The organism is Actimicrobium antarcticum (assembly GCF_039536745.1).
GTDB lineage: Bacteria > Pseudomonadota > Gammaproteobacteria > Burkholderiales > Burkholderiaceae_D > Actimicrobium > Actimicrobium antarcticum.
On the sequence record NZ_BAAAZE010000008.1, the window covers coordinates 570,060 to 586,558 of the forward strand.

General features: G+C 59.7%; 16 protein-coding genes and 1 other RNA gene. 14 read left to right on the forward strand and 3 right to left on the reverse strand.

Annotation, left to right across the window (positions count from 1 at the left end; all coding sequences use genetic code 11):
- Positions 1-144: 144 nt before the first annotated feature.
- Positions 145-831 (reverse strand): hypothetical protein, encoded by a 687-nt coding sequence (locus ABD720_RS10525; RefSeq protein WP_344763238.1) that lies wholly within the window; start codon positions 829-831, stop codon positions 145-147.
- Between ABD720_RS10525 and ABD720_RS10530 the strand changes: the two genes are divergently transcribed.
- Positions 830-1,015: a hypothetical protein gene (locus tag ABD720_RS10530; protein WP_344763239.1), complete on the forward strand. Its 186-nt coding sequence runs from the start codon at positions 830-832 to the stop codon at positions 1,013-1,015. The two genes, ABD720_RS10525 and ABD720_RS10530, sit on opposite strands and share 2 nt — an antisense overlap.
- A 43-nt stretch (positions 1,016-1,058) precedes the next feature.
- Here the strand turns inward: ABD720_RS10530 and ABD720_RS10535 are convergent, their stop codons facing one another.
- Complete coding sequence (locus ABD720_RS10535; protein ID WP_344763240.1) at positions 1,059-1,532, reverse strand: DUF4148 domain-containing protein; 474 nt, start codon at positions 1,530-1,532, stop codon at positions 1,059-1,061.
- A 394-nt stretch (positions 1,533-1,926) separates the two neighbouring features.
- On the opposite strand from ABD720_RS10535, the gene rnpB reads away from it, so the two are divergent.
- An RNA gene (gene rnpB / locus ABD720_RS10540) (RNase P RNA component class A) lies at positions 1,927-2,260 on the forward strand.
- A gap of 297 nt (positions 2,261-2,557) precedes the next feature.
- Positions 2,558-2,710, forward strand: a complete 153-nt coding sequence (locus ABD720_RS10545; protein WP_344763241.1) for a DUF3096 domain-containing protein — start codon at positions 2,558-2,560, stop codon at positions 2,708-2,710.
- Between the two features lie 76 nt (positions 2,711-2,786).
- On the opposite strand, the gene ABD720_RS10550 is transcribed toward ABD720_RS10545, so the two are convergent.
- Positions 2,787-3,083 carry a DUF4148 domain-containing protein gene (locus tag ABD720_RS10550; RefSeq protein WP_344763242.1) on the reverse strand — a complete coding sequence of 99 codons (297 nt, stop codon included), beginning with the start codon at positions 3,081-3,083 and terminating at the stop codon, positions 2,787-2,789.
- 658 nt (positions 3,084-3,741) lie between these two features.
- Between ABD720_RS10550 and mraZ the strand changes: the two genes are divergently transcribed.
- Genes mraZ through murC form a run of 11 tightly spaced genes read left to right on the forward strand, consistent with a single transcriptional unit; the run spans position 3,742 to position 16,494 of the window.
- A complete protein-coding gene (gene mraZ / locus ABD720_RS10555; RefSeq protein ID WP_344763244.1) occupies positions 3,742-4,170 on the forward strand; it encodes a division/cell wall cluster transcriptional repressor MraZ in 429 nt (142 codons plus the stop codon).
- A 14-nt stretch (positions 4,171-4,184) separates the two neighbouring features.
- Positions 4,185-5,165, forward strand: a complete 981-nt coding sequence (gene rsmH / locus ABD720_RS10560) for a 16S rRNA (cytosine(1402)-N(4))-methyltransferase RsmH (protein WP_344763677.1) — start codon at positions 4,185-4,187, stop codon at positions 5,163-5,165.
- Positions 5,162-5,434 carry a cell division protein FtsL gene (gene ftsL / locus ABD720_RS10565; protein WP_344763245.1) on the forward strand — a complete coding sequence of 91 codons (273 nt, stop codon included), beginning with the start codon at positions 5,162-5,164 and terminating at the stop codon, positions 5,432-5,434. Before rsmH ends, ftsL begins: the two co-directional genes overlap by 4 nt.
- Positions 5,431-7,212 (forward strand): peptidoglycan D,D-transpeptidase FtsI family protein, encoded by a 1,782-nt coding sequence (locus tag ABD720_RS10570; protein ID WP_344763246.1) that lies wholly within the window; start codon positions 5,431-5,433, stop codon positions 7,210-7,212. The genes ftsL and ABD720_RS10570 overlap by 4 nt, the downstream gene beginning before the upstream one ends.
- Before the next feature lie 14 nt (positions 7,213-7,226).
- Positions 7,227-8,759, forward strand: coding sequence for a UDP-N-acetylmuramoyl-L-alanyl-D-glutamate--2,6-diaminopimelate ligase (locus ABD720_RS10575; RefSeq protein WP_344763678.1), 1,533 nt, complete (start codon positions 7,227-7,229; stop codon positions 8,757-8,759).
- Complete coding sequence (locus tag ABD720_RS10580) at positions 8,759-10,135, forward strand: UDP-N-acetylmuramoyl-tripeptide--D-alanyl-D-alanine ligase (RefSeq protein ID WP_344763679.1); 1,377 nt, start codon at positions 8,759-8,761, stop codon at positions 10,133-10,135. The genes ABD720_RS10575 and ABD720_RS10580 overlap by 1 nt, the downstream gene beginning before the upstream one ends.
- Before the next feature lies 1 nt (position 10,136).
- Positions 10,137-11,306: a phospho-N-acetylmuramoyl-pentapeptide-transferase gene (mraY, locus tag ABD720_RS10585; protein WP_344763247.1), complete on the forward strand. Its 1,170-nt coding sequence runs from the start codon at positions 10,137-10,139 to the stop codon at positions 11,304-11,306.
- Positions 11,307-11,331: 25 nt separating this feature from the next.
- The gene (gene murD / locus ABD720_RS10590) at positions 11,332-12,816 is read left to right on the forward strand and encodes a UDP-N-acetylmuramoyl-L-alanine--D-glutamate ligase (protein ID WP_344763248.1); all 1,485 of its coding nucleotides are present in this window, start codon (positions 11,332-11,334) and stop codon (positions 12,814-12,816) included.
- Entirely contained in the window at positions 12,813-14,012 is a 1,200-nt protein-coding gene (ftsW, locus tag ABD720_RS10595; RefSeq protein WP_344763249.1) for a putative lipid II flippase FtsW, read from the forward strand. The genes murD and ftsW overlap by 4 nt, the downstream gene beginning before the upstream one ends.
- On the forward strand, positions 14,009-15,082 hold the full coding sequence (gene murG / locus ABD720_RS10600) for an undecaprenyldiphospho-muramoylpentapeptide beta-N-acetylglucosaminyltransferase (RefSeq protein WP_344763250.1): 1,074 nt from the start codon (positions 14,009-14,011) through the stop codon (positions 15,080-15,082). Before ftsW ends, murG begins: the two co-directional genes overlap by 4 nt.
- Positions 15,079-16,494: a UDP-N-acetylmuramate--L-alanine ligase gene (gene murC / locus ABD720_RS10605; protein WP_344763251.1), complete on the forward strand. Its 1,416-nt coding sequence runs from the start codon at positions 15,079-15,081 to the stop codon at positions 16,492-16,494. Before murG ends, murC begins: the two co-directional genes overlap by 4 nt.
- Positions 16,495-16,499: the final 5 nt, after the last annotated feature.

Below are 16,499 nucleotides of genomic sequence, written 5' to 3' on the forward strand. Positions count from 1 at the left end.
GTTGCCCGGGTTTGAAAGCGCGTACGTTAGCACGCGAAAAATACTACTTGTATCAATGTTGGTTTGCGTTGTGGTTACGATTCATGGGGCATCGAGTCGCTGCACAAGCGGTGTTTGAGGCGCCGAAATTACGCCCTGGAGAAATCACCGGAACACGATTCCTGCCGGATTGCGTCGCAAGAAGTCTTCTTTGGATAAGGTCTGTGTCGATTTCGAGAGGGGTAACGGGTCCCCGACAGGCACGGTGACATAGGGCGATATGCTGCCGGTGACCGAATCTTCCGTGCTGTTTTTGTTTTCGATTTTCGGCAGGCCGTCGAAATCCATCAGATTATTGCGTTCGGTCGCGCTGGAACGACGGGTTTCATTGCGGCGACGCGGCGGCTGGGTAACTAACCTGCGCACATTCACGGCAAGCGTTTTCGACTTTGGCGGAGCGTGATTGGTCGACTCGTCATCACCGGCGTGCAGGATGAAAAAGCGCAACTGGTTTTGTTGCGACAGCGAACGTGTCTGTAATGGGGCCGATGCGGCCAGCCGCAGCATGGGCATGTCGGGCAGGCTGCCATCACGCTCGGTGCGCAATGCTGCAGTCGCCAGCGGGCGGCGTTCGTCTGTTGCCATGCGCTGACTCATTCGTGCATACAGGTAAGATTTCATTGGTGAGCCATCGCTCATCCGCAATCCCGGCTGCTGTTCTCTTGGTGTAGCAACAGGTGCGATGCGGGACAACGGGTCATTGCGTGTGGCAGCCTGGGCGGCGTCTGCCAGCAGACTATTCGATACCGGAATCGGCGACGTCAGGATAGAGCGAAGAGCAGGAATTCTCATGGCAGTATTCACAGATGGAAGGGGATTTTCGCGGGCTGCGAAAACCGTAACTGTCGTTGAGTGGCGCCGACGCGTTACGGGTTCCATTGAACACATGCCAACAAATACGAAAAACGGACAGATAAAAGCACCTGAAAACGAATCAGCCCGCACCGGCAATGAAATGCGGGTGCGGGCTGCTTGAGTACTAAGTCCCATCGCATTTGTGCGATGGGACTGCCTGAAAATTACTTCGCTGCTTCGGCTGCGGCTGGCATTGCTGCCTTGGCTGGCTTTTTAGCGCGGGCTTTTTTCACGACTGGAGCTGGCTGCTTGCCGATATTGCCGTCGGTGAGTTCGCCGGCCTTGTTGGCAGCTTTGGCTTCTGCTTTGACTTCAGCGCGGGTTTTTTTATCTTCGGCAGCGACTGGCATGGCCTTGGCTGGTGCTGCAATTTCGCTGCTTTTCATGTCGCCCGATTTAACCGCTGCTTTGGCCTCGGCCTTGACGTCTGCGCGTGCTTTGGTGCTGGTGGTTGACGCCGCTGGTGCTGTGACGCCAACATTGCCACCTTTGTTCAGCTCACCAGCCATGTTGGCTGCTTTTGCTTCGGTTTTCACTTCGGTGCGGGTCTTTGCTGCATCAGCCGGCGCTGCGGTCTGCGCAAATGCCGAGAGGGTGATGCCTTGTACGAGGGCTAACAACAAAAGTGCTTTTTTCATCTTGATTCTCCGTGTGGGAAATAAAAAACATTCAAAACATGCAATAGACGCTACTGTGTAATCGCCCAGTTACCCTGCTGGTGACCAGGCATCAGCGAGAGTGGACATATACCAGACCTGTTACACCATAAGCCGGTTCGCACGCGACCTGAGTCGCGTTTATTTTTCCGGCTCTGGCTGGTTCACTCAAAACGCTTATGTTCTTGCGTCGTTGACACCATTTACCTCAAGAATGAAGAAAATTAATATCGCGCTTATTAATAGGAATAAAGCCACTTGAAGTCAAGCGGCGACCTAACAGAGCAGCGCGCATTAGAGCAGAGGCGGGATGTTCTGGTATCTGCTCCTGCATGAATCTCCCGTAAATTCCCGGCCAGAGGATACAATGCGCACCGAAGCAAGCCAGACAGTCGCTGGCCGGTGCTGCGATTTCGGTTGCGGCAGTGGCGGGAGGAAGGTCCGGACTCCATAGAGCAGGATGACGGTTAATGGCCGTCCGCCGTGAGGCGAGGAATAGGGCCACAGAGACGAGCGTATTTAGTTACGGTGAAACGCGGTAACCTCCATCCGGAGCAATTTCAAATAGGCACGCGTTGATGTGACTCGCGGAGCGTGCGGGTAGAAAGCTTGAGCCGTGGAGTAATTCACGGCCTAGAGGAATGGCTGTCATAACAAACGGGCTTGCCCGGGAGTCGTAACAGAATCCGGCCTATCGGCTTGCTTCACTTATATTCAGTTTTCAGAGACCGATTCGGCGCTAAGTCAAATGCGGTGGTGCGGGGAATAATCCGTGACCAACGCGCTCCTGATCAGCAGACAGTTGCCCGGCCTGATTGGGCTGCGCGCAAACAGAAAAACGGCATTTGCATGAATGCCGCCATGTCAGAATTGACAACCCGACCGGCAGTGTTTCATGTTCGACCGGCAAAGTTGCCTGTGTACGCCACCGTACGCTCAATATGGGATAACCCGAGTATCTTCAGCGAGCGCTTAGCACTTCTCCGGAATACCGAAAGGACACTCGAATGAACATTAACCTCACCCTTGCGCCGCTGGTGTCACTGATTGCCGGCATCCTGATTCTTGTCATGCCGCGACTTTTGAATTTTATTGTTGCGATCTATTTGATTCTGATTGGTTTGATTGGCTTGTTTGGAACAGGGAAATTTCTTCACTGAATTTAATTCATTCAGCTTCACGCAAAAAAAACGCCACGAATAGTGGCGTTTTTTTTTGCGGCTATCCGGCGGCTTGTTAGCCCCCGATATCACTGCGGGAAAGCGATTTCTGGTTGTGTGCCGATTCGATGGCTTCTTTGCGGACAGCGAGTCGGGTACGGGTGCTGGTCGGTGCCACGGCAGGCACGAGTCCGATGTCACCACGTGCCAATGCAATTTCGGCACGGTCACGGTTGACTTCAGCTACAACATCAGCGCGGGTTTTGGTCGATTTGAAGTTATCAAGTTCGGTGAAAGGCATCAGGTCACCGGCAAATACGGAACCAGCGGCGGCGAACACGGCAACTGCGGCGATCAATTTTTTGACATTCATGGTGTTTCTCCAAAAAAGTAAATAGGGGGTGACTCTCGTCTCGGCGCTCCTGTCTCTGCTGCTGACTGCTGGATCGCGCCCCGGTGAGTCGCACTCATGTTGCTGTGTGCTCATCGATGAAGCGTAGTCTAGCTGTTGCGTTATCCGCAAAAAAGTCGAATATTCGCAATTTACTATTCCTGTTTGAGCAACAATTCCTTTTCTTCTACAGGACATTCCTGAATTGTCCTGGGCGTGTTAACGCATGAAAGAGACAGCGTGTACCAGTCGTGCTGTTACTGCATCACCCGTGCCGCCTAATATCTTTCGCCGCTATCGGGCTCGAAAACACATGTGAATAGCTCAGGCGGTACTTTCACTATCTCTCTTAAGTCTTTCATTCTGCAGGCTTAACTCTTTAAAGTGTCTATTAAGCAAATGCGCTAAGTCGTTGACTTCATTGATAAAAATGCCGTTTCTTGTCTCCTTTATTACTTGACCGAAAATACAGCTTCCACTAAAGTGGGTGGCAGTGTGAAAAAGTGTACTTTTGTGGGATGAATTCGGTGTTGATCTCATATACTTTTTTGTTGCGACGCCTTATTGAGCTGCATTTACAAGCGCAAAAAAGAGCCTGCCACGCAATCAGACTTCGATAAAAAGACAAGGGGAATACAGGGTGTTTCAAGGCGCTTCGGCACTGAATCTCGATGCCAAGGGACGGATGTCAATTCCGGCCCGGCACCGTGACGCGCTGGCGTTGCAGTGCGAAGGTCGCGTCACGCTGACCAAGCACCCCCACGGTTGCCTGCTGTTTTTTCCTCGCCCTGTCTGGGAATTGCATCGTGAACAAATTGCGTCATGGCCGATGTCGGCACGCTCCTGGCAGCGGATTTTCCTGGGCAACGCGTCGGATGTGGATATGGACTCGGCCGGGCGGATCTTGATCGCTCCCGAATTGCGTACCGCCGTCGGGCTGTCACGTGACGTGATGCTTCTCGGAATGGGCAGCCATTTTGAAATCTGGGATGCGGCGAAGCTGGCGGAAAGTGAATCCGCTGCTGTTGCCAATGGCATGCCCGACGTATTGAACAATTTTTCCTTCTGACTGCCGTGACTAATTTGCAAGTGGTGCCCGAATGCCAGCCCGAAGGTCTGCCCGACTATCAGCACCGTACCGTGTTGCTGGAAGAAGCTATCGAGGCACTATCCCTGAGCGGTGCGCGCGCCGATGGTATCTACATTGATGGCACGTTCGGTCGCGGCGGCCATAGCCGCCTGATTCTGACGTCGCTGAGCGCCGCCGGGCGACTGATCGCGTTTGACAAGGACCCGCAGGCAATCGCGGCAGCAAGCCAGATCGCTGATCCGCGTTTTTGCATCGTCCATGACAGCTTCGCTACGCTGGACAGCGCATTGGCAGCCCGCAGTGTCGGTGCGGTCGATGGCGTGTTGCTGGACTTGGGTATTTCATCTCCGCAAGTCGATGACGCAACCCGGGGTTTCAGCTTCCGTGCTGATGGCCCGCTCGATATGCGCATGGACACCACCCGTGGCATGTCCGCCGCCGAATGGCTGGCTACCGAAACCGAAGAAAACATCGAGAAAGTGATTCGCAATTATGGGGAAGAACGGTTTGCTTTTCAGATTGCAAAGGCGATTGCTGCTAGCCGGACAGTCGCGCCAATTTCAAGCACACGACAGCTTGCCCAGATCGTGGCAGGCGCCGTCAAAACCCGCGAAAAGGGCAAGGACCCGGCTACTCGTACCTTTCAGGCTGTCCGGATTCACATCAATCAGGAGCTTGAAGCACTCGAAATAGTTCTGCAGCAAGCCTATGCACGCCTGGCCCCGCACGGGCGACTGGTCGTGATCAGCTTTCATTCGCTGGAAGACCGCATGGTCAAGCGCTTCATGGCATCCAAAGCCCATGTCGAGCAACCCGACCGGCGCCTGCCGATCCGCGCGGTAGATCTGCCGCAGCCCGAGATGATCCTGATTGCGAAGTGCAAGCCTTCCGCCGAGGAAGTCGCCGCCAATCCGCGCTCGCGCTCTGCCGTCATGCGCGTCGCGCAGCGCTTGCCTGCAGGGACGGCGCCATGAGCGGGCGGCTGAATCTGGTGATGACGATTCTGCTGGTGCTGTGCGCGTTGTCGCTGGTGAATGCGCAATATCAGGCGCGCCGCCTGTTTATCGAACTGGAAAGTGCCCAAGCGCTGGCACGTCAGCTCGATATCGAATGGTCACAGCTGCAGCTGGACCAATCCACGCTGGGCAAACATGCCCGCATCGAAGCCATTGCCCGGCGCGACCTGAACATGGTCGCGCTGACGTCTGCACGGATTCAATACCTGACGGCGGGTGCCAAGTGACGCGTCCGCCAAGCCGACATAGTGCCGCCGGTGCCCGGGTAGCCGCTGCCAAGGGCGTACCGTTTTCGACCAGCCCGGTGCTGGCGGTGAGACTGTCGGTCTGGCGTTCGCGTATCGTCCTGTTCGTGCTGTTTTCTGCCTTCGTGGCGCTGGCTGGTCGGGCACTGTGGCTGCAGGGAATTTCCACCGAATTCCTGCAGAAGCAGGGTGCCTCGCGCTATGCGCGCACGCTGGAATTGCCTGCCACACGCGGCAAGATCACCGACCGCAATGGTCTTGTGCTGGCGTCGTCGGTTCCTGTCAAGGCGATCTGGGCGATTCCGGATGATGTCCAGGAAGCGCCCAAGGCCAAACTGCAGCAGCTGGCGAAATTGCTCGACATGAGCGAGTCCGAGCTCAATCGCAAACTTGATTCGGATCGCAACTTTGTATATCTGAAGCGCCAGGTCGAAAAAGAGACCTCCGACAAGATCGCCGCATTGATGATTCCGGGCATCGAAACCCGCAAGGAATACAAGCGCTTCTATCCCGAGGGCGACGTGATGGCGCACGTGGTTGGCTTCACGAATGTGGAAGACGCAGGCCAGGACGGGATGGAACTGTCATCGCAAAAAAGTCTGGCCGGCCGAGTGGGCAGCCGCCGTGTCATCAAGGACCGGCTTGGACGCATCGTCGAAGACATCGGTTCGATACGCGAGCCGCACGATGGCAGCGACCTGACTTTGTCGATCGATAGCAAGATCCAGTACATTGCCTTCACGCAGCTCAAGGAAGCGGTCGAAAAATCGAAGGCGAAAGCCGGTGGCATCGTCGTCCTCGATGTGAAAACGGGCGAAGTGCTGGCAATGGTTAATTTGCCGACGTACAACCCGAACGACCGTTCCATCCTGACGGGTGCGCAACTGCGCAACCGGGTTCTGACCGACACCTTCGAGCCGGGCTCGACGCTCAAGCCGTTCACGATTGCCCTGTCGCTCGACACCGGTCGCATCAAGCCGTCGACCACGTTCCAGACCTCGCCCGGAAAAATGACCATCGGCACCGCCACCATCGGCGACTCGCATGCGCATGGCATCCTGACCGTCTCACAGATCATCCAGAAGTCATCCAACATCGGCACCGCAAAAATTGCCTTGCAGATGCCGCCGCAGGAAATGTGGGAAATGTTCACCACGGTCGGATTCGGTCAGCAGCCAAAGCTCGGCTTCCCCGGCGCGGTAGCCGGCCGAGTGCGCTCGTTCAAGACCTGGCGTCCGATCGAACAGGCCACCATGAGCTATGGCCACGGAATTTCCGTGTCGCTGATCCAGTTGGCGCGTTCCTACATGATCTTCGCCCGCAATGGCGACCTGATTCCGCTGTCCTTTTCGAAGGTGACCAAGCCGCCCGTCAGCCAGCATGTCATCTCTGAAAAGACCGCACAGGAAATGCGCGTGATGCTGGAGTCGGTAGTGGGGCCGGAAGGCACTGCCGCCAAGGCACAAGTGCCCGGATACCGCGTCGGCGGCAAGACCGGAACCGCCTTGAAGGTCGTCGGTGGCCGCTACGTCAACAAGTACGTAGCCTCGTTTGTCGGCATCGCGCCGATGTCGAATCCACGCATCATCGTCGCCGTCATGGTCGATGAACCGACTGCCTATGGCCATTACGGCGGCGATGTCGCTGCGCCGGTGTTTGCCACGGTCACGGCGAACGTCTTGCGGGCACTGAACGTGCCGCCAGACTCGTCGGTCACGCAGATCGTGATTCCTGATAATCCGCTTCAGGAGAGCTTGTGAACACCGCACCTGACATGACCCCTGAACAAATCGTTGCCTGGTTGCGCGCATTGGCGCCAGCCGCCGAGCTGTCTTCCGACTCGCGCCAGATCAGTGCCGGGGACGTGTTCGTGGCGTATCCCGGTGACGCCGCCGATGGTCGCCAGTTCATCGACGATGCGATCGAGCGTGGCGCCGTCGCGGTACTGGTCGAGGCAGACAATGTCAGCCCGGACCGCCAGAACGCCGTGCCGATGCTGCTCGTTGCCAATTTGAAGGCGTGTGCCGGCATCATCGCCAGCCTGTGGTACCAGACATCGGATGCCGACCTGTTTTCTGTGGCGGTGACGGGCACCAACGGCAAGACCTCGTGCAGTCAGTGGCTGGCCAGTGCGCTGTCGCGCCTCGCTGGTCCGGGTGCCGTCATCGGTACCCTAGGCACGGGCCTGTTCCGGCGCGGCATGGCCGAGCAATTTGCCCAGACCGGTTACACCACGCCAGATGCGGTGCTGCTGCAGCGCCGGCTGCGCGACTTGCAGCAGGTCGGTGCCACCTCGCTGGCGATCGAAGCCTCGTCCATCGGACTGGATCAGGGCCGACTCAATGGCCTGCATGTCGACGTGGCGCTCTTTACCAATTTCACCCGCGATCATCTGGATTATCACGGCGACATGGCGGCTTATGAAGCCGCCAAGACTGCGCTGTTCGATTGGCCCGGCCTGCAGCACGTCGTCCTGAACCTCGACGATGCGATGGGATTGCGACTGCTGGCGCATGTGCAAAAGACCGCGCCGCAGGTGGCCATCACCGGTTATTCGCTCCACGGTGTCGGCTTCCCGGGGCTGGAAAGTGTGCGTGCCACCGAGATCCGCACCAGCCATGCCGGTACCAGTTTTCAGCTGACGACCTCCACCGGAACCATGCTCGTCAAGACCCGTCTGGTGGGCAATTTCAATGTCAGCAATGTGCTTGGCATCATTGGTGTGTTGCTGGGCAAGGGCCATGCATTGCGCGCCACGGTGGATGCGATCGAAGCACTCACTGCCGTGCCGGGCCGCATGCAGCAATTCGGTGGCCAGGATGCGCCGCTGGTCGTGATTGATTACGCCCACACGCCCGATGCCCTCGAAAAAACCCTGGCGGCTCTGCGACAAGTCGCCCTGCAACGGCACGGCAAATTGTGGTGCATCTTCGGTTGCGGTGGCGACCGCGATCCCGGCAAGCGGCCGCAAATGGGGGCGGTTGCGATGGCCGCCGATGAAGTCATTCTGACCAGCGACAACCCGCGCAACGAAGCGCCGGAGCACATCATTGCGCAGACCTTGCAGGGCATGGGTTCCGCCGATGACGGATCGACCACACCACCGATCCCGCAAGTCATCGAAGACCGCGCCGCCGCCATCCTGCGGGCAGTGCGCCATGCCGGCAAGGCGGACGTGATTTTGCTGGCCGGTAAAGGCCACGAAAATTACCAGGAGATTCGCGGCAAGAAATTGCCCTTTCTGGACGCCGATCACGCCGCACTGGCCCTGGCAACCCGCGCGACCTCAAAAGGGAGCCGGCAATGATGCAATCGACCCTGTTTGCCGTGCAGCCAGCGATTACCGGCGCGTTCGCCCGGACCGACGCGTCGTTCGCCGGCGTCTCGACCGATAGCCGCACTGCACCGGCCGGTTGCCTCTTCGTTGCCTTGCGCGGTGAAAAATTCGACGCCCACCAGTACATGGATAGACTCTCTGCACGCGGCGTCGCGGCTGTCGTGGTCGAGCAGATTCCGCCCGGCCTGATGATTCCGGCATTGGTTGTGCCCGACACGCGTCTGGCACTGGCCGCGCTCGCTGCCCATTGGCGTAAGCAGTTTTCGGTGCCGGTGATCGGCGTCACCGGCAGCAACGGCAAGACCACCGTCAAGGAAATGCTCAGCGCCATCCTGGACGCCGCTGTCGGTGCCGGACAGTTTCTGGCCACGCGCGGCAACCTGAACAATGACATCGGCGTGCCGCTCACCGTGCTGCGTCTGGATACCGCTTGCCGGGCTGCCGTGATCGAACTGGGCATGAACCATCCCGGCGAAATCGCCCAGCTGGCGGCGATCGCGCAGCCGAGCGTCGGGCTGGTCAACAACGCCCAGCGCGAGCATCAGGAATTCATGGTCAGCGTCGAGGCCGTCGCAATAGAAAACGGTGCCGTCATCAGTACGTTGCCGGTCAACGGCATTGCGGTATTTCCGGCCGATGATCCGTACACGCAGCTCTGGCGCGACTGTGCTGCCAGCATCGGCCAGCGCACCGTGATGACCTTCGGCCTGAATGCCGAAGCCGATGTCAGTTGTACCTGGCAGGCCAACGGTTTCGGTAGCGATCTGCAGGTGCGTGCGGGCCGGCAGACCTTCGATGTGGTGCTTGCCGCTGCCGGCCAGCACAACGTGCGCAATGCATTGGCGGCGATCACCTGTGCGCTGGCGATTGGTATCGACACGGACGCCATCCGCCGCGGACTGGCTGCGTTCTCGCCGGTCCATGGCCGCCTGCAGCGCAAGTCGGCGGCCAACGGTGCCCAGCTCATCGATGACACCTACAACGCCAATCCGGATTCCGTGCGCGCTGCCATCGACGTGTTGGCGCAGTCTTCTGCGCCGCGCATCCTGGTGCTGGGCGATATGGGCGAAGTCGGTAACGATGGTCGCCAGTATCACGAGGAAGTCGGCGCCTACGCCCGCACTCGCGGTATCGGTTACCTGTACACGCTGGGAACGCTGGCGCAACACAGCAGCAGCGCATTCGGCATTCCTTCCCAACATTTCAATGACATCGACGCGCTGCAACAAGCACTCGACGCCGTTGTCTCACCCGATTCCACCGTCCTGGTGAAGGGCTCGCGTTTCATGCAAATGGAACGTGTGGTCGCTCACCTCGCCGGTCACTCCGCACAGGACGCACACTGACATGCTGCTATGGTTAGCCCAATATTTTCAACAGGAACTCGGCCCGCTGCGGGTCTTCAACTTCATCACGTTCAGGGCGGCCTTTGCCACCATGACCGCGCTGGCGATCGGCCTGATCGCCGGTCCTGCCGTCATTCGCATGCTGGCCCGGCTGAAGGTCGGCCAGGCGGTGCGCCATGATGGTCCGCAAACCCATCTGATCAAAAACGGCACACCCACCATGGGCGGCTTGCTGATCCTGATCTCGATCGGTATTTCCACCTTGCTGTGGGCGGATCTGAGCAACCGTTTCATCTGGCCGGTGCTGGTCGTGACTCTGGGTTTCGGCGCCATCGGCTGGGTCGATGATTACCGCAAGGTGGTCTACAAAGACCCGAACGGCATGCCATCGCGCGAAAAATATTTCTGGCAATCGCTGATCGGTATTGCCGCCGCGCTGTATCTGGCGTTCTCCGTGTCGGCCCCCAGCACCGCCCAGTTCTGGGAACTGTTCGTGGCCTGGATCAGGTCGGGTTTCAGCATGGACCTGCCACCCAAGGCCGACCTGATCGTGCCGTTCTTCAAGACCATCAGCTATCCGCTGGGTGTCTGGGGCTTCATCGCCCTGACGTACTTTGTCATCGTCGGCACCAGCAATGCGGTCAACCTGACCGATGGGCTGGATGGCCTGGCGATCATGCCGACCGTGATGGTCGGCACCGCGCTGGGGATTTTTGCCTACCTCACAGGTAGCGCCTCGTACTCAAAATACCTGTTCATCCCGCACATCCCGGGCGCCGGCGAACTGCTGATTTTTTGTGGTGCGATGGCGGGGGCCGGACTGGCCTTCCTCTGGTACAACGCGCATCCGGCACAAGTGTTCATGGGCGACGTTGGCGCACTGGCGCTCGGCGGCGCACTCGGCACCATCGCCGTCATCGTGCGGCAGGAAATCGTGCTGTTCATCATGGGTGGCATCTTCGTGGTCGAGACGCTGTCAGTGATGCTGCAAGTGATTTATTTCAAGTACACGAAAAAGCGTTTCGGCACCGGCAGGCGGGTCTTGCTGATGGCGCCGCTGCACCACCATTTCGAACAAAAAGGCTGGAAAGAAACCCAGGTCGTCGTGCGCTTCTGGATCATCACGATGATGCTGGTGCTGTTCGGCCTGTCCACCCTGAAATTACGCTGACCATGAAAGGCAACGGCAAGCGACCATGAATTACGCAGGCAAACAGGTACTGGTGCTCGGGCTCGGTGAGTCGGGACTGGCAATGGCATTGTGGCTGGCTCGCTGCGGCGCAAGCCTGCGCGTGGCCGATACCCGCGCCATGCCGCAGCGCCTGGCTGCGTTGCGCGAGGCCGTGCCGCAAGTCGACTTCCGTGCAGGTCCGTTCACCGCCGCGCTGCTCGACCAGATCGATCTCGTCGCGGTCAGTCCGGGTCTGGCACCGGGACGCGAGCTGGCGGAGATTTTGCCTGCGGCGACCGCACTGGCGATTCCGGTGTGGGGTGAGATCGAACTCTTCGCACAAGCACTGGCCAGCCTGCGCGACACGCAAGCCCACACGCCGAAACTGATCGCCATTACCGGCACCAACGGCAAGACCACGGTCACCAGCCTGACCGGATTGCTGTGCCAGCGCGCCGGACTGAGCGTGCAGGTGGCGGGCAATATCAGTCCGTCGGCGCTTGATGTGCTGCGCGGCTGCCTTGACAGCAACAGCCTGCCGCAAGTCTGGGTGCTCGAACTGTCGAGTTTCCAGTTGCACACCACGCACAGCCTGCAGGCCGATGCTGCGACGGTACTCAATATTTCGCAGGACCATCTCGACTGGCATGGCGACATGGCGGCCTACGTGGCGGACAAGGCGCGCATTTTTGGCGCGGGCACGATACGCATACTGAACCGCGACGATGCCACCGTGCTGCAGATGAACGCACCCGGCGCGACCGTCATCACCTTCGGCAGCGACGAAGCGCAGGCGCCGGACTGCTTCGGCCTGCTGCAGGAAAGCGGCATGCAATGGCTGGCCCTGGCGGTCGCCGCAGAATCCGAAAAAAAGCGCGCCAGAAAAGGCGTGGTCGAGATCCCGGAAGTCAGCAGCAATCGCCTGATGCCAACCGACGCCCTGAAAATTCGCGGACAGCACAACGCGCTCAATGCACTGGCTGCCTTGGCACTCTGCCGCGCCATCGGCTTGCCGCTGGCGCCGTTGCTGCATGGCTTGCGTGACTATCACGGCGAGCCGCATCGGGTCGAACTGGTGATGGCCTTTGGCGATGTCGCGTATTACGACGACAGCAAAGGCACCAACGTCGGTGCCACGGTTGCTGCAATCAATGGCCTGGGCATGCAGCAGCAGGGCAAGCTGGTGCTGATCGCCGGTGGTGATGGCAAAGGGCAGGATTTCAGTCCGCTGGCCGCGCCGGTCGCGCGCCATGCGCGCGCGGTCGTGTTGATCGGCAAGGACGCGGCGGCGCTGCGGCTGGCGCTGGGCAATCGTGTCGAGCTGATCGACTGCAGCACGCTGGAAGAGGCCGTCGAACGCGCCGCCGCGCTGGCGCAGGCAGGCGACGCGGTCCTGCTGTCACCGGCCTGTGCCAGCCTCGATATGTTCCGCAATTATGCGCACCGCGCCGATGTGTTCGTTGCGGCGGTGCGTGAGCTGGCGCTGTCGCGCGGCGAGGTGGTGTTATGAAATTTGCCGCGCCTGACTTCAACGGGGCGACTGCCGGCAAGTCGCTGGCGCAGCGCTCCAAAATGATGGAGTACGACCAGCCGCTGGTCTGGGTGGTGATCCTGCTGATGCTGTTCGGCATGGTGATGGTGTATTCGGCCTCGATCTCGCTGCCCGATTCGCCCAAGTACGCGCAATACAAGAATGCCCATTTCCTGATCCGCCAGGCCACCTTCATCGCCATCTCGCTGGTCGCCGGCTTGCTGGCGTTCCGGGTGCGCATCGAAGACTGGCAAAAGCTGGCGCCCTACCTGTTCGTCGGTACCCTGATCCTGTTGTTCCTGGTGCTGGTGCCGGGTATCGGCAAAGGCGTCAACGGGGCCAAGCGCTGGTTGTCGTTCAAGGTCTTCAACCTGCAACCGTCCGAACTGATGAAACTGTTCGTGGTGTTGTACGCCGCCGATTACACGGTGCGCAAGCAGCAGTTCATGCATAAACTGACCAAGGGCTTTTTACCGATGGCGGGTGCGGTCGGGCTGGTCGGCCTGCTGCTGTTGCTCGAACCTGACCTGGGTGCATTCGGCGTGATCGTCTGTATCGCGATGGGTATCCTGTTTTTGGGTGGCATCAATGGCGTCTGGTTTGGCGGCATCGGCGCCACGCTGGTGGCCACGTTCAGCCTGGTGATCATGTTGTCGCCGTGGCGGCGCGAACGGATTTTTGCGTATCTCAATCCCTGGACCGAAGAAAATGCCCTCGGCAAGGCCTACCAGTTATCGCACTCGCTGATTGCGTTTGGTCGCGGCGAACTGTTTGGCGTCGGTCTCGGTGGCAGCGTCGAAAAACTGCATTACCTGCCCGAAGCGCATACCGACTTCCTGCTCGCCGTGATCGGTGAAGAACTCGGTTTTGTCGGCGTGCTGGCAGTCGTCGTGATGTTTTACTGGATTATCAAGCGCTCTTTCGATATCGGCCGTCAGGCCATCGCCATCGACCTGACCTTTGCCGGACTGACTGCCAAGGGGATCGGTATCTGGATCGGCGTGCAGGCCTTCATCAACATGGGCGTGAACCTCGGCCTGTTGCCGACCAAGGGCCTGACGTTGCCGCTGATGAGCTACGGCGGTTCCGGCGTGCTGATCAACTGCATCGGGCTGGCCATCCTGCTGCGCATCGATTACGAAAATCGCCTGCGCATGCGCGGAGGCCGGCCATGAAAAAACTGCTGATCATGGCTGCAGGTACCGGTGGCCACATCTTCCCGGGACTGGCGATTGCCGACACCATGCGCGCGCGCGGCTGGCAAATCAGCTGGCTCGGTACCGAACACGGGATGGAGCGCGAGCTGGTGCCCGCGCACGGCATCGAGATGGATCAGATTGCCTTCAGCGGTTTGCGCGGCAAGGGCTGGCAGCATTCGCTGCGTGGTGCATGGCGTTTGCTGGCCAGTTTTGCGACCTGCTTCAAGCTCCTCGGTCGACGTCAGCCGGACGTGGTACTCGGCATGGGCGGCTACGTGACGGTACCCGGCGGCGCAATGGCGCGTTTGCGCGGCATACCGCTGGTGCTGCTCAATGCCGATGCCGCGCTGCTGTTGTCGAACAAGGCGCTGGTGCCGCTGGCGAAACGCGTGCTGTTCGGCTTTCCGGCCGACTTCGGTCGTGCTGCCGGCAAGTCCACCGTGACCGGTAATCCGGTGCGGGCCGAAATCCTGCAGTTGCCATTGCCTGCGGTGCGCTACGCCGGTCGCAGCGGCGTGCTGCAATTGCTGGTGGTCGGCGGCAGTCTGGGTGCCAAAGCACTCAATGACTGTTTGCCGGCAGCGCTGGCGCTGATCCCGGTTGCGCAGCGCCCGCGCATCACGCATCAGTCCGGCAAGCAGCACATCGTCGCGTTGACTGCCGCGTATGCCAGTGCCGGTGTCGAGGCCGACGTCGTGGCCTTCATCGACGACATGCCACGCCGCTACGCCAGCGCCGACCTGGTGATCTGCCGTGCCGGTGCCATCACCTTGTCGGAACTGACCGCGGCAGGTGTCGCCAGTGTGCTGGTGCCGCTGCTGGCATCCACCACCACACACCAGCGCGACAACGCCCGCTGGATGGAAAACCAGCAAGCGGCGATCCACTTGCCGCAGGCCGACATGACGCCACCCGTATTAGCCGAACTCCTGCGCCATATCACCCGCACACAATGCGCAACGATGGCGCAGGCAGCGTATGACAACGGACGGCGCGACGCCAACGAAGCGATCGCGACTGTCCTCGAACACATGGCCCAATCATGAAACACAAAGTCAAACACATTCATTTCGTCGGCATCGGCGGAAGCGGCATGAGCGGCATTGCCGAAGTGCTGCTCAATCTCGGCTACACCATCTCCGGCTCGGACCTCGGCAGCAACGCTGCCACCAAACGGCTCGCCGAACTCGGTGCCAGCGTTCAGCTCGGGCATGATGCCGGTAACCTCGGCAAGGCCGATGCCATTGTCACATCGACCGCCGTCAAGGATGACAATCCGGAAGTCGTCGCTGCCCGCGAACGGCATATTCCGATCGTCCCGCGCGCGCTGATGCTGGCCGAATTGATGCGCCTGAAACGCGGCATTGCCATCGCCGGCACGCACGGCAAGACCACCACCACCAGTCTGGTCGCCAGCGTGCTGGCGCAGGGCGGGCTGGACCCGACCTTTGTCATCGGCGGTCGCCTGACCAGTGCCGGCGCCAATGCCAAACTCGGTTCCGGAGACTTCATCGTGGCCGAAGCGGATGAATCCGATGCGTCCTTCCTGAACCTGTCACCCGTGATCGAAGTCATCACCAACATCGATGCCGATCACATGGAGACCTACGAACACGACTTCAACAAGTTGAAGCAGGCGTTTGTCGATTTCACGCTGCGTCTGCCGTTTTATGGCATCGCGGTGCTCTGCATCGACGATGTCCATGTGCGTGAAATCATGCCGCGGGTAGCCAAGCCGATCATGACGTATGGCTTCCATGAAGAAGCCGATGTGCGCGCCATCGATGCCAGGGCAGTCGGTGGCCTGATGCAATTCACGGTGATCCAGGAAGGCTATGCGCCCTTGCCGATCAGCCTGAACCAGCCCGGCATGCACAACGTCCAGAATGCCTGCGCCGCAATCGCGATTGCGCGCGAACTGAGCGTGGCCGATAGCGACACGCAAAAGGCACTGGCCGAATTCAACGGTGTTGGCCGCCGCTTCACCCGCTATGGCGAGATCGCGTTCGCCGGTCGCGACGGCAAACCCGGTGGCAGCTTTGCGCTGGTCGATGACTATGGCCACCATCCGGTCGAGACCGCCGCCACGCTGTCGGCTGCGCGCGGCGCGTATCCGGGGCGCCGGCTGGTGCTGGCCTTTCAGCCGCATCGCTACACCCGCACCCGCGACCTGTTCGAAGACTTCGTCAAGGTCCTCTCCAGCACCGACATGCTGGTACTGGCCGAGGTCTATGCCGCCGGCGAACAACCGATCGTGGCCGCCGATGGCCGTGCGCTGGCGCATGCCTTGCGCGTGGCCGGCAAGGTCGAACCGGTCTTCGTCGAAGCCATCGCCGACATGCCCGAAACCATCATGAACATGCTGCGTGATGGCGATGTCGTCATCACCATGGGGGCCGGATCGATCAGCGGCGTACCGGCAAAGCTGGCGCAATTTTCAGTACAGGAAACAGCATGAGCACA